This is a genomic window from Mycobacterium sp. Panama NTM2 (genome assembly GCF_054355555.1).
The window spans coordinates 2,014,521-2,026,501 of the sequence record NZ_CM135953.1; the positions used below are offsets into that span (position 1 = coordinate 2,014,521).

An 11,981-nucleotide genomic window follows, 5' to 3' on the forward strand; every position below is an offset into this window, starting at 1 on the left:
ATGACCTCCGCGAAGTCCCTGCCCGCGCGCGCCCGCGCCGTGATCATCGGCGGGGGAGTGATCGGCACCAGCGTGGCCTACCACCTGACGAAGCTGGGCCTGACCGACGTGGTGCTGATCGAACAGGGTCAGCTCTCCAGCGGAACCACCTGGCACGCAGCGGGTTTGGTGGGGCAACTGCGCGCCTCGGAGGGGATGACGCGCCTCGTGCAGTACTCCACGGCGCTGTACGCCGAGCTCGAGGCCGAAACGGGCCTGTCCGCCGGCTACAAGCAGTGCGGAGGCGTGACGGTGGCGCGCACCGATAACCGGATGGAGCAGCTGCGCCGCACCGCAGCCAATGCGGCGGCATTCGATCTCGACTGTCAGCTCCTGTCTCCCGTGGAGGCCGCCGAGCGCTACCCGGTCATGCGGACCGATGACCTGGTCGGTGCGATCTGGCTGCCCGCCGACGGCAAGGCCAATCCCACCGACCTGACCTTCGCGTTGGCCAAGGGAGCGCGGATGCGCGGTGCCCGGATCGTGGAGAAGACCCGGGTGCTCGACGTGACGACCGCCGACGGCGCGGTGACCGGGGTGCGCACCGACGCCGGTGACGTCGAGGCCGAGATCGTCGTCAACTGTGCGGGGCAGTGGGCCAAACAGGTGGCGGCGATGGTCGGCGCCGATGTGCCGCTGCACTCGGCCGAGCACTTCTACGTCGTCTCCGAACCGATCGCGGGGGTGCACCCCGACCTGCCGATCCTGCGTGACCCGGACGGCTACACGTACTTCAAGGAGGAGGTCGGTGGTCTGGTCATCGGCGGGTTCGAACCCGAGGCCAAACCGTGGGTGTCGCCCGATGCGATCCCGTACCCGTTCGAGTTCCAGCTCCTCGACGAAGACTGGGAGCACTTCGAGATCCTGATGAACAGTGCGCTGCTGCGCATCCCGGCGCTCGAGACCACCGGCATCAAGAAGTTCTACAACGGGCCCGAGAGCTTCACCCCCGACAACCAGTTCATCCTCGGGGAAGCGCCGCAGTGCCGGAACTTCTTCGTCGGAGCCGGCTTCAATTCCGTCGGCATCGCGACCGCGGGCGGCGCCGGTCGCGCACTCGCGGAGTGGATCGTCGAGGGCAGCCCGACCACCGATCTCACCGGCGTCGACATCCGCCGTTTCGCCTCGTTCAACGGCAACAACCGCTGGCTGCACGACCGGGTCGCCGAGGTCCTCGGCATCCACTACGAGATCCCCTGGCCCAACCGGGAGATGACGACGGCCCGCCCGTTCCGGCGATCCCCGGTACACCACCTTCTTGAAGCTGCCGGAGCGAACTTCGGCAGCAAGATGGGCTGGGAGCGGGCCAATTTCTTCGCCTCGGACGGGCAGGCGCCGGTGATCGAATACACCTGGGGCATGCCGAATTGGCTGGCCTGGTCGGCCGCCGAGCAGCGCAGCACCCGCAATGCGGTGACGGTGTTCGACCAGACGTCGTTCTCGAAGTACCTCGTCGTCGGCCGTGACGCAGAGGCTGCGCTGCAGTGGCTGTGCACCGCCGATGTCGGCGTGCCGATCGGCAGGGCCGTCTACACCGGCATGCTCAACGCGCGCGGCACCTACGAGGCCGACGTCACGGTGACCCGCACCGGCGCCGAGGAGTTCCTCGTCGTCAGCGGTGCGGCCAGCACGGAGCGCGACAAGGACCACGTGCGCAGGAACCTGCCCGATACGGTCACCGACGCGCACATCGTCGACGTCACGTCGGCCTACGCGGTCTTCGGTGTCATGGGTCCGCGCTCGCGCGAGCTGCTCGCACAGCTCACCGACGCCGACCTGTCCGACGCCGCGTTCGTCTTCGGGACCAGCCGCACGCTGTCGCTGGGGTATGCGACCGTGCGCGCCACCCGCATCACCTACGTCGGCGAGCTCGGCTGGGAGCTGTACGTGCCGGCGGAGTTCGCCGTCGGTGTCTACGAGGACCTGATGAGGGTCGGCGCCGACGTCGAGGTCGCGCGAGGTGGGTACTACGCCCTCGAGTCGCTCCGTCTGGAAAAGGGATACCGCGCCTTCGGCCGGGAACTGTCGCCCAGCGAGAACCCCGTCGAGGCGGGCTTGCTGTTCGCCTGCAAGCTGGGCACCGACATCGACTTCCTGGGTCGGGCCGCCGTGGAAGAGGCGCGCCGCCGCGGTCCGACGCGCAAACTGGCCGGCTTCCGTGTGGAGTCCGACGAACCGATGCTGTGGGGTGGCGAGCTCATCCTGCGCGACGGGGTGGTCGCCGGGCAGGCCACCTCGGCGGCATGGGGCGAGACGACCGGTGCGTGCGTGGGGCTGGCGTACCTGCGCGCGGCGGACGGGTCCGTCGTCGATGCCGACTGGGTACGCGCCGGTGACTACGAGATCAGCGTCGGTTCCCGGCGCTACCCGGTCTCGGTGTCGCTGCGGCCGCTGCACGATCCCGCCGGGGACCGCATCCGGGGGTGATCACCTGCCCGTCCGGGCAGGTCGTCGAGCGCAAAGGCCTGCTCATCTGATCAGCTAGACAGATGATCAGATGGGTCATACGCTCGCCGATGTGACTGTCCACTATGAGGCGATGCACATGAGCGACGGCATCGTCAACGCCCCGGTCTCGGTGTTGTTCGGGGTGCTGGCCCTGATCGCCCTCGGCGTCTGTGCGTGGCGGGCCAGGGAAGAACTCGACGAGCGGACCGTACCGCTGGCCGGCCTGGTCGCCGCGTTCATCTTCGCCGTCCAGATGGTCAATTTCCCGATCCTGCCCGGCGTCAGCGGCCATCTCCTCGGGGGCGCGCTGGCAGCCATCCTCGTCGGCCCGTTCACCGGTGCGCTGTGCGTGGCGATCGTGCTCGTGGTGCAGAGCCTGCTGTTCGCCGATGGCGGCGTCACGGCGCTGGGTACGAACATCACGAACATGGCGCTGATCGGGGTCGCGGCCGGTTACGGCACCGCGGTGCTGACCTACCGGCTCGTGCGACGGCTGCGCTCGCAGGTCTCGGTACCGCTGGTGGGCGTGGTCGCCTTCGTCGCCGCGGTCGTGGGCACCGTGTGCGCCGCGATGGGCTTCGTGGTGGAGTACGCGCTGGGCGGGGCGGGGTCGTCCTCGCTCAGCACGGTGGCGACGTACATGTTCGGCACCCACGTCCTGATCGGTATCGGGGAGGGCATCATCACCGCCATGACGGTGATGGCCGTGGTGCGCGCCCGGCCGGACCTGGTCTACCTGCTGAGGTCCACTCGCACGCCTGCCACGGTGGCGGCATGAGCGGCGCGCGCGGATGGCGCTTCTGGGCTGCGTTCGCCGTGGCGACACTGCTGATCGCAGGCGGACTGTCCTACCTGGCCAGCTCGAGCCCCGACGGGCTGGATTCGGCCACCCTGCAAGGCTGTGAGGTCGTCGAGACCGCCGACGGGGAACAGTTGCAGGGCGACTGCATCGCCCAGCACGCCGGCGAGCACGGGCTCGCGCACTCGCCGCTGGCCGACTACTCAATCGGTGGACGCGACGGCACCGGCGGTGTCGCCGGTGTCGCCGGTGTCGCGGTGACGGTGCTCATCGCCTCCGGTGCGTTCTGGTTGATCGCGCGGTCGCGCCGGGCCTCGGCGCCCACCGCCGAAGACTGACGTCATGGGGGCCGGTCATGCGCATCCGCTGTACCGCGACGGCGACTCGCCGTTGCATCGGCTTCCCGCCGAGGTGAAGATCGTCGCGCTGGTCGCGTTCGTGCTCGCTGTCGTGGCCACCCCCCGAGAACTGTTCTGGCCCTTCGGGATTTACGTGCTGATCATGCTGGTGGTCTGGTGGGTCGCCAGAATCCCGCTGCGCTGGGTGCTGCCCCGGATGCTGATCGAGGCGCCGTTCGTCGTGCTGGCGGTGCTGTTGCCGTTCGCCGAGGGCGGAGAGCAGGTCAACGTCGGCGGACTGTCACTGTCGGTGGCCGGTCTGTATGCGGCGTGGGGGATCGTGATCAAGGGCACGCTCGGCGTCGCCGCCTCGTTGACCGTAGCGGCCACCACCACCGCGCGTGAGCTGCCGGTGGCGCTCAGCCGGCTGCGGGTTCCCGCGGTCATCGTGTCGATGCTGACGCTGATGATCCGCTACGTCGACGTGCTCGCCGCCGAGATCCGGCGCATGCGACTGGCCCGGGTGTCGCGCGGTGACTCACCGCGCATGCTGCATCAGATCGGCGCGACCGCCGCCGGGGTCGGGGCGTTGTTCCTGCGTTCCTACGAACGCGGTGAGCGGGTGTATCTGGCGATGCTGTCCCGAGGCTTCGACGGGCGGGTGCCGCCGCTGGCGCTGGGTGCCGGGTGCCCGGCCGCCGCGTCGTCGCGGCAGTGGGTGTTCGCGCTCATGCCCGCCATGGCCGCGGTGGCGGTCGCGACATCGGCATGGGTCATCCGGTGAACCGGTCTCCGTACACCGCCGCGGTTCACGTCGAGGACCTGCACTACACCTACCCCGACGGGCACGCCGCGTTGTCCGGTGTCGACCTCGACGTCGCCCCCGGGGAGAGGGTTGCACTGCTCGGACCGAACGGGGCCGGCAAGACCACGCTGATGCTGCACCTCAACGGAGTGCTGAGCGCATCGCAGGGACGCGTCGCGATCGGTGGAACGCCGGTGACGCGCAAGACGTTGCGCGAGATCCGGCGTCGTGTGGGGCTGGTGTTCCAGGACCCCGACGACCAGCTGTTCATGCCGACGCTCGCCCAGGACGTCGCCTTCGGCCCGGCGAACTTCGGGCTGCGCGGTGCCGAGCTCGAGGCGCGGGTGGCCGCGGCGCTGGAGGCGGTGTCGATGTCCGAGCTGGCAGCGCGCAGCCCGGCCCACATGTCGGGCGGGCAACGCCGGCGGGCTGCGCTGGCAACCGTATTGGCCTGTGAACCAGAAGTTCTGGTGCTCGACGAGCCGTCGGCGAACCTCGACCCGGTGGCGCGACGGGAGCTGGCACAGACGCTCGCCCGATTGCAGGCCACGATGATGATCGTCACGCACGACCTGCCGTATGCCGCGCAGCTGTGCAGCCGCGCGGTGATCATGGACCGAGGCGCGGTGGTGGCCGACGGTCCGATCGCGGACGTGCTCTCCGACACCGCACTCCTTGCCGCCCATCGACTGGAACTGCCCTGGGGCTTCGTCGTCCCGGCTCCCTGACTCGTTCTCGCGCAACGGTATTCGAGAACTGGCGCGGGGCCCCACCGCGGCAGGTGTGTGATGTGCTGCATCGACATCTGCCGCGGCCGGCCCCGCGCCGCGACCATAACACAGTTGTGCTCATCTGAACAGGTGGACAGATATAGTGGTGGTCGGCCAGCAGCTTCGTGCGTGTTTGGCCGAACGGCCGGCGGGTAAGGGCCGGCGCGCGAACCGAAACCGACGAGAGGATGCACATGGCGGAGTACACGCTGCCCGATCTGGACTACGACTACGGCGCGCTCGAGCCCCATATCTCCGGTGAGATCAACGAGATTCACCACAGCAAGCACCACGCGACCTACGTCAAGGGCGTCAACGACGCAGTCGCCGCACTCGAGGAGGCGCGGGCCGCCGGCGATCACGGCAAGATCTTCCTGCACGAGAAGAACCTCGCGTTCCACCTCGGTGGGCACGTCAATCACACGATCTGGTGGAAGAACCTGTCACCGGAGGGTGGCGACAAGCCGGACGGCGAACTGGCGGCGGCCCTCGACGACCAATTCGGCTCGTTCGATGCGTTCCGCGCCCAGTTCGCCGCTGCTGCCAACGGATTACAGGGTTCCGGGTGGGCGGTGCTGGGGTATGACACGCTCGGCGACAAGCTGCTGACGTTCCAGCTGTTCGACCAGCAGGCCAACGTGCCGCTCGGCGTCATCCCGCTACTGCAGGTCGACATGTGGGAGCACGCCTACTACCTGCAGTACCGAAACGTCAAAGCCGACTACGTCAAAGCATTCTGGAACGTCGTCAACTGGGCCGATGTCCAGCGGCGGTTCACCGCCGCGACGACGCAGGCGGCGGGCCTGATGTTCTGACCTCCTGCGCGTCCGCAGCGGCGATCGCGGCGGGCAGGCGGATGGTGAACGACGTTGTACGCGAGTCGGATTCGGCGCTGATCGTGCCGCCGTGTGATTCGACGATGGACGCAGCGATCGACAACCCCAACCCGAAACTTCCGGTCTCCCGGGATCGGGACTTGTCGGCCCGCACGAAGCGGCCGAACAGCTGTGGCAGCAGATCGGCGTCGATGCCGGGTCCGTCGTCGGCCACCGTCATCTCCGCGAACGACGCGTCGTTTCGGCCGGTCGTGATCGAGGTGCTGACGGTGGTGCCCGGCGGGGTGTGCACCCGGGCGTTGGACAGCAGGTTGGCCAACGCCTGATGCAGCTGGGCGCGATCGGCGCGTACCCACACCGGCTCGTCCGGCACCCCGGTCAGCCAACGGTGCGTCGGCGCCGACACCGCGTCGTCGTTGACCGCATCCACGACGAGCTCCGTCAGGTCGACGTCGGCGACCTGGAGATCGTGACCCTCGTCCAGCCGGGCGAGCAGCAGCAGATCGCTCACCAGATCGCTCATCCGCTGCGCCTCGGATTCGATGCGGGCCAGCGAGTACTCCGTGGTCTCGGGCAAGACTTCGCTGTCTTGCCGGGTGAGCTCGGCGTACCCGTGAATCGCCGCGAGCGGCGTGCGCAGCTCGTGACTGGCATCGGTGATGAACTGTCGCATCCGCCGATTGGATGCCGCGACGTCGCCCAGGGAACGTTCCACGTGATCGAGCAGACGGTTCAGAGTCACCCCCACCATCCCGACCTCGGTCCGCGGATCGGTCTCGGCGGCGGCCACACGCGGAGTGATGGTGTGGTTGTCACCGTCGAGTGGCATGTCGGCCACCGCGGCGGCGGTGGCGGCGACCCGGCGCAGCGGCCGCAGCGCCAGCCGCACGACGGCGACCGTGCACACGGCGGTGATCAACACGGCCACGGCCGTCAACCCGGACACCAGCGCGGTCTCGCGCACCATGGCGTCCCACGCCGGAGCACGCGACACCCCCGTCACCACGATCTCGTCGGGGCCCGTCGATCGACCCACCATGCGGTACCAGCCCAGCCCTGGCACCTCCACGGTGCGAGGTCGGGGATCGGCCCACGACCGATTCGTCACAGCCGCGGTGGCCTCGGCCGGTGCGGTTCGCGCGTCACCGTCGCCGAAGTACGCGGAATCCACGACCACGCCGTCGCGCATCAGGACCACGACGTTGCCGGGAGCCTGGCCGATGAGGCGGGTCACCGGTTTCATCGATCCGGGCGGTGGCAGGGCCCCGTCGGGGCCGGGCGTCGTACGGTATTTCTCCACCGATTGAACGGCGCCCTCGGCGGCCCCGGCCAGCTGTGCGTCGATGATGCCCAGCACCGAGGCGCGCAGGCTGAGTACCGACGCGGTGCCCACCGTCACCAGGACGGCCATCACGACCACACACACCCCGACCGCGAGTTGCCGGAGCAAGGTCCACCGCCGCCAGACGGTCATCACGGCGCGGGCCGCAGCAGATATCCGATACCCCGCACCGTGTGGATCATCGGTTCTCGATCCGCGTCGATCTTCTTGCGCAGATACGAGACATAGAGGTCGACGATGCTGGACCGGCCGCCGAAGTCGTAGTTCCATACCTGCTGCAGGATGTCGCTGCGCGACAACGCTTTCCGCGGATTGCGCATCAGCAGCCGGAGCAACTCGAACTCGGTGGAGGTCAAGCTCACCGGCTCCCCGGCACGGGTCACCTCCCGGCTGGCGGCGTCGAGAGTGAGGTCGCCGACCACCAGCGTCTCGTCGTCGGGCGGACTGAGATGGGCCGAGCGGCGCACCAGGCCGCGCAGGCGCGCGACGAGTTCCTCCAGCGAGAAGGGCTTGGTCATGTAGTCGTCGCCACCGGCGGTCAGGCCGGTGACGCGGTCGCGCACCGAATCGCGGGCCGTCAGGAACAGCGTCGGGATGTAGGGCCCGCTGCTGCGCAGTTCGACGAGCACGCTCACCCCGTCCATGTCCGGGAGCATGATGTCGAGCACCAGGAGGTCGGGGGAGTAGGTGCGGTATTTCTCGACCGCCTCCGCCGCGTCGTGAGCCACCTCGATGTCCCACCCCTCGTACTTCAGCGCCATGCGAACCAGGTTCGTCAGGGCACGTTCGTCGTCGACCAGGAGTACGCGAATCGGCGACCCGTCGGCTCGCGACAGGCGCGGCAACGTGCCCAGGATCGCGCGGCGCGGGCCGCTGCCCTCGAACGGCGCAGACGTCATCGCTCCATTGTCGCGGGGATCCGAGCGCGGGTCACCAGGCTTCATAGACACCTCATAACTTCGCCGGCGGCTGCGTCGCCGCCGCCTATGAATCGTCTATGAGTTCAGCGGTGCAGGTGCCAGAACCCGTCACGATGGGCGCACAACGGAGAAAGGACACGCTGACCATGAGCCTCAGCACGCTCGACAGCCGCATCGACAACCAATCCGCGGTAGCCCTGGGGGCGTTTCGGATCCTCGTAGCGCTCTTGTTCGCGATGCACGGACTGGCGAAGCTGTTCGGCTGGCCGCAAGGCGACCCGGTTCCGCTCGCCGCCTGGCCGGCGTGGTGGGCCGGCGTCCTCGAGGTGGTGCTCGGCAGCCTCATCGCGCTCGGACTGTTCGCCCGGGCAGCCGCATTCGTCGCCTCGGGCATGATGGCCGTCGCGTACTTCTGGATGCACTTTCCCGACGGTTTCTGGCCACTCGTCAATGGCGGTGAGACAGCAGTGCTCTATTGCTTCATCTTCCTGCTCTTCGTCGCCACCGGACCGGGCGCGCTGGCGGTGCAGCAGCGGCGTCATCCATCATCGCCGGAAAACTGAACCAGAAGAACGACTTTCATATCCGACACACATGTTGTGCGTTCGCTATGAAGACCGGGGCGACGGCGCCCCGGTCTTCTAGCGTGGATTCCACAGGGCCGGAAGATACTGGCCGACAACCGATGTGGAGGACGACCGTGAAGAGTGCAGATCCGCACCTGGACCGCTTCGAGCGAGACGCGCTGCCCCTGCTGGACACCCTCTACCGCGCGGCGCGCCGCTACACCGCCACTACCGCCGACGCCGAAGACCTCGTGCAGGAGACGATGCTGAAGGCGTACGCGGCATTCCACCGCTACGAGGACGGCACCAACATCCGCGCGTGGTTGTTGCGGATCCTCACCAACACGTGGATCACCTCGCATCGTCGTGCGCAGAGCCGGCCGGCCGAGCTGCTCTCCGAGGGTGTCACCGACGCTCAGCTCGCCGGGCAGGCCGCCCACTCGTCGACGGGGTTGCCGTCGACCGAACTCGCGGCACTGACCGCGCTCGGTGACGATGAGGTGCGAGACGCACTCGGCAGGCTCTGTGAAGAACAGCGGATCGCGGTCTACTACGCCGATGTGGAGGGGCTGCCGTACCGCGAAATCGCCGAGATCCTCGACATCCCTGTCGGCACCGTGATGTCGCGGGTGTACCGGGGGCGCAGTGCGCTGCGCCGGCTGCTGGTCGACGTCGCCGCCGATCGTGGCTATCTGCGCGCCGCCTGAGGTACCCCTAGTGCCTTCTCGACGGCGGCCAAGGCGGCTCCCCGCACAGCGCCAGCAGCGCGTTCTCGATCACTTCGGGTAGCGCCGGGTGTATCCAGTACTGGCTGCGCGCCACCTCCTGGGCGGGCAGGTCGAACGCCATCGCCTGAATGACCGGCTGGATGATCGAGGACGCCTGGTGCCCCATGATGTGGGCGCCGAGCAGCAGTCCGCTGTCGTCGTCGACGATGAGCTTGGCGAAGCCGGTGGTGTCCTCCATCGCCCACCCGTAGGCGACGTCGCTGTAGTCCTGCACCTTGGACCGGATGCGGTATCCCGCTGCGCGCGCGCCGTTTTCGGTCAGTCCGACACTGGCGATCTGCGGGTCGGTGAAGACCGCGGACGGCACGTGGCGATGGTTGGCGGGCATCAGGTTCTCGGTGTCGTCCCAGTCCTGCAGCAGGTTGTGCTTGACCACCCGGGCCTCGTGGTTGGCGACATGCTTGAGTTGGAAGGGCGAGCTGACATCGCCGAGGGCGAAGACGTTGCGCGCCGTGGTGCGCTGGAACTCGTCGACGGTGACGCGCCCGTCGACGACGTCCACGCCGGCGTGGTGGGCGTCGAGTAGATCGCCGTTGGGTACCCGGCCGGTGGCCACGAGCAAGATGTCGCCACGCACCGTGGCGCCGTCGTCGAGCGTCAGCGTCACGCCGGAGTCGTCGGACGAGCCACCCACGATGTTGCGGCGGCTGCGGATCTCCCACTTCTTGCCGGCGATGTCGGTGAAGCGTTCGCAGATCGTGTCGTCGCAGTGGGTCAGCATCGTGGTGCCGCGCAGCACGATCGTCACCCGTGACCCCAATGACGAGAAGATGTGGGCGAATTCGGCTGCGACATAACCGCCCCCGACGATGATGATGTGCTCGGGTAGTTCCGAGATCCGCATGATCGTGTCGCTGGTGTAATGGGCGACCCCACAATCGGCGATCGCCGGCGGGACCGTCGCCCGTGCGCCCGCCGCGATCACCACCTGCTCGGCGGTGAACTCGTCCCCGTCGTCGGTGCGCAGCCGGTAACCGCTCGTGCCTTTCGGTTCGGCGAAACGTGTGTGGCTGCCGAACACCTCGACGTTGGGGGAGGCCCGCCGGTACTGCTCGCCGCTGCTGGCCAACGGGTCGATGCGGCCGAACACGCGGGAGACGATGTCGGGCCAGCGCACCGCCTCGACGTGCGCGTCGATGCCGAACGTCGATGCCTGCCGGACCTGTTCGGCCACCCCGGCGGCGTAGACGAACATCTTGGTGGGGATGCAGCCCACGTTCAGGCACGTGCCGCCGAACAGGCTCTGCTCGCAGATCGCGACCTTCTTGTCGACGTAGCGCTCGTCGATGATGCTGTTGCCGGACCCGGTGCCGATGATCGCGATGTCGAAGTCAGCCATGGGTTTCCCCCTCTTCTGAGTGCCAGTCGAGCCAGCGGTCCAACTCGCGATAGGCCGCGCGCCGGGGTTCGGTGACCGACAGGAACACGTCGTGCTTGGCGTCGACGATCGGCACCACACTGGTGCGGTTGCCCACACAGCCGGCCCAGCGGGCGATCTGGGCGACGTCGAGCACCGCGTCCCCGCGTTGGATGAGCTCACTGTCGGCCACCTCGCGCACGCTGCGGTCCGAGCGCAGGATCAGGTTCGGCACTCCGACGTCGAGGCCGCGGTGCAGCTGAGCATGGCCCCGGCGGATCGCCCGGATCCAGCCGAGCGTCACGGGGAACCCGCCGACGGGTTTCCACGTCAGGTCGTAGTCGAAGTCGCCGGCGAAGTCGCGGTGCAGCGTGGCGCCGTAGCCGCCGGCGGTCGGGCGCCGGACCACGGTGCGGGTACGCCACCGACCCAGCGTGCGCAATGCCGCCGTGGTCGGCGGCGAGCGCAGGATCGCCGGACCCTGCAGGTCGAACCAGGGGCTGTTGAGCACCAGCCCCGACACGGGCGCCCGTGTGCTTCGCCGCCGACGGCGATCCAGCCACAGCGTGACCACCAGCCCGCCCGCCGAATGGCCGTAGACAAGCACCTCTGCCGCGGTCTCGGCGCCGATCGTCGCCAGCGCGCGCTCCAGCTCGGTGTCGTAGCGGGCCAGGTCGGTGGTGAAGTGCGGGGTCTGACCCTCGCGGTGTGAGCGCCCGCATTTGTGGAGGTCTATCGCGTACACCGCGACACCTCGGGCAGCCAGATGGTCGGCGAGCTCGGTGTTGAAGAAGTAGTCGGTGAAGCCGTGCACCAGCAGCACCGCGTGCCGAGCCGTCGGATCGGCGGGGCCCCGGCGCACCAGGGTGGCTTCCAGATCGCCTTCCCCGTCGGGGTCGGGCCCCAGCGCGAAGGTCATCTGCCAGTACCCGGACAGAACATCGGGCTGCCATCCGGACACGAGAGCCACCAT

The 11,981-nt window shown here is 68.4% G+C and carries 12 protein-coding genes; 8 read left to right on the top strand and 4 right to left on the bottom strand.

The window, feature by feature from the left end; all coding sequences use genetic code 11:
• From ACXYX3_RS09545 to ACXYX3_RS09570, 6 genes are all read left to right on the top strand, one after another.
• A complete protein-coding gene (locus ACXYX3_RS09545) occupies positions 1–2,466 on the top strand; it encodes a GcvT family protein (protein ID WP_458611528.1) in 2,466 nt (821 codons plus the stop codon).
• A gap of 112 nt (positions 2,467–2,578) precedes the next feature.
• Positions 2,579–3,265 (top strand): energy-coupling factor ABC transporter permease, encoded by a 687-nt coding sequence (locus ACXYX3_RS09550; RefSeq protein WP_458612030.1) that lies wholly within the window; start codon positions 2,579–2,581, stop codon positions 3,263–3,265.
• Positions 3,262–3,624, top strand: coding sequence for a PDGLE domain-containing protein (locus ACXYX3_RS09555; RefSeq protein WP_241204176.1), 363 nt, complete (start codon positions 3,262–3,264; stop codon positions 3,622–3,624). The genes ACXYX3_RS09550 and ACXYX3_RS09555 overlap by 4 nt, the downstream gene beginning before the upstream one ends.
• A gap of 4 nt (positions 3,625–3,628) precedes the next feature.
• Positions 3,629–4,408: a cobalt ECF transporter T component CbiQ gene (gene cbiQ / locus ACXYX3_RS09560; protein ID WP_458611529.1), complete on the top strand. Its 780-nt coding sequence runs from the start codon at positions 3,629–3,631 to the stop codon at positions 4,406–4,408.
• Positions 4,405–5,157, top strand: a complete 753-nt coding sequence (locus ACXYX3_RS09565) for an energy-coupling factor ABC transporter ATP-binding protein (RefSeq protein ID WP_458611530.1) — start codon at positions 4,405–4,407, stop codon at positions 5,155–5,157. Before cbiQ ends, ACXYX3_RS09565 begins: the two co-directional genes overlap by 4 nt.
• A gap of 236 nt (positions 5,158–5,393) precedes the next feature.
• Complete coding sequence (locus ACXYX3_RS09570) at positions 5,394–6,014, top strand: superoxide dismutase (protein WP_458611531.1); 621 nt, start codon at positions 5,394–5,396, stop codon at positions 6,012–6,014.
• Here the strand turns inward: ACXYX3_RS09570 and ACXYX3_RS09575 are convergent.
• Positions 5,974–7,509: a sensor histidine kinase gene (locus ACXYX3_RS09575; RefSeq protein WP_458612031.1), complete on the bottom strand. Its 1,536-nt coding sequence runs from the start codon at positions 7,507–7,509 to the stop codon at positions 5,974–5,976. The genes ACXYX3_RS09570 and ACXYX3_RS09575 overlap by 41 nt on opposite strands.
• On the bottom strand, positions 7,509–8,276 hold the full coding sequence (locus ACXYX3_RS09580; RefSeq protein WP_458611532.1) for a response regulator transcription factor: 768 nt from the start codon (positions 8,274–8,276) through the stop codon (positions 7,509–7,511). Before ACXYX3_RS09580 ends, ACXYX3_RS09575 begins: the two co-directional genes overlap by 1 nt.
• Before the next feature lie 134 nt (positions 8,277–8,410).
• Here ACXYX3_RS09580 and ACXYX3_RS09585 point away from each other — a divergent pair, with 134 nt between their 5' ends.
• Entirely contained in the window at positions 8,411–8,860 is a 450-nt protein-coding gene (locus tag ACXYX3_RS09585) for a DoxX family protein (RefSeq protein ID WP_458611533.1), read from the top strand.
• Between the two features lie 122 nt (positions 8,861–8,982).
• The gene (locus ACXYX3_RS09590; protein ID WP_458611534.1) at positions 8,983–9,570 is read left to right on the top strand and encodes a sigma-70 family RNA polymerase sigma factor; all 588 of its coding nucleotides are present in this window, start codon (positions 8,983–8,985) and stop codon (positions 9,568–9,570) included.
• A 7-nt stretch (positions 9,571–9,577) separates the two neighbouring features.
• On the opposite strand, the gene mtr is transcribed toward ACXYX3_RS09590, so the two are convergent.
• Positions 9,578–10,990 (bottom strand): mycothione reductase, encoded by a 1,413-nt coding sequence (gene mtr / locus ACXYX3_RS09595; protein WP_458611535.1) that lies wholly within the window; start codon positions 10,988–10,990, stop codon positions 9,578–9,580.
• Complete coding sequence (locus ACXYX3_RS09600; RefSeq protein WP_458611536.1) at positions 10,983–11,969, bottom strand: alpha/beta hydrolase; 987 nt, start codon at positions 11,967–11,969, stop codon at positions 10,983–10,985. The genes mtr and ACXYX3_RS09600 overlap by 8 nt, the downstream gene beginning before the upstream one ends.
• Positions 11,970–11,981: the final 12 nt, after the last annotated feature.

Coding starts and splice junctions, on each gene's coding strand:
- ACXYX3_RS09545 (WP_458611528.1), top strand. CDS start 1: ATGACCTCCGCGAAGTCCCTGCCCGCGCGCGCCCGCGCCGTGATCATC.
- ACXYX3_RS09550 (WP_458612030.1), top strand. CDS start 2,579: ATGCACATGAGCGACGGCATCGTCAACGCCCCGGTCTCGGTGTTGTTC.
- ACXYX3_RS09555 (WP_241204176.1), top strand. CDS start 3,262: ATGAGCGGCGCGCGCGGATGGCGCTTCTGGGCTGCGTTCGCCGTGGCG.
- cbiQ (WP_458611529.1), top strand. CDS start 3,629: ATGGGGGCCGGTCATGCGCATCCGCTGTACCGCGACGGCGACTCGCCG.
- ACXYX3_RS09570 (WP_458611531.1), top strand. CDS start 5,394: ATGGCGGAGTACACGCTGCCCGATCTGGACTACGACTACGGCGCGCTC.
- ACXYX3_RS09575 (WP_458612031.1), bottom strand. CDS start 7,509: ATGACCGTCTGGCGGCGGTGGACCTTGCTCCGGCAACTCGCGGTCGGG.
- ACXYX3_RS09580 (WP_458611532.1), bottom strand. CDS start 8,276: ATGACGTCTGCGCCGTTCGAGGGCAGCGGCCCGCGCCGCGCGATCCTG.
- ACXYX3_RS09585 (WP_458611533.1), top strand. CDS start 8,411: ATGGGCGCACAACGGAGAAAGGACACGCTGACCATGAGCCTCAGCACG.
- ACXYX3_RS09590 (WP_458611534.1), top strand. CDS start 8,983: ATGTGGAGGACGACCGTGAAGAGTGCAGATCCGCACCTGGACCGCTTC.
- mtr (WP_458611535.1), bottom strand. CDS start 10,990: ATGGCTGACTTCGACATCGCGATCATCGGCACCGGGTCCGGCAACAGC.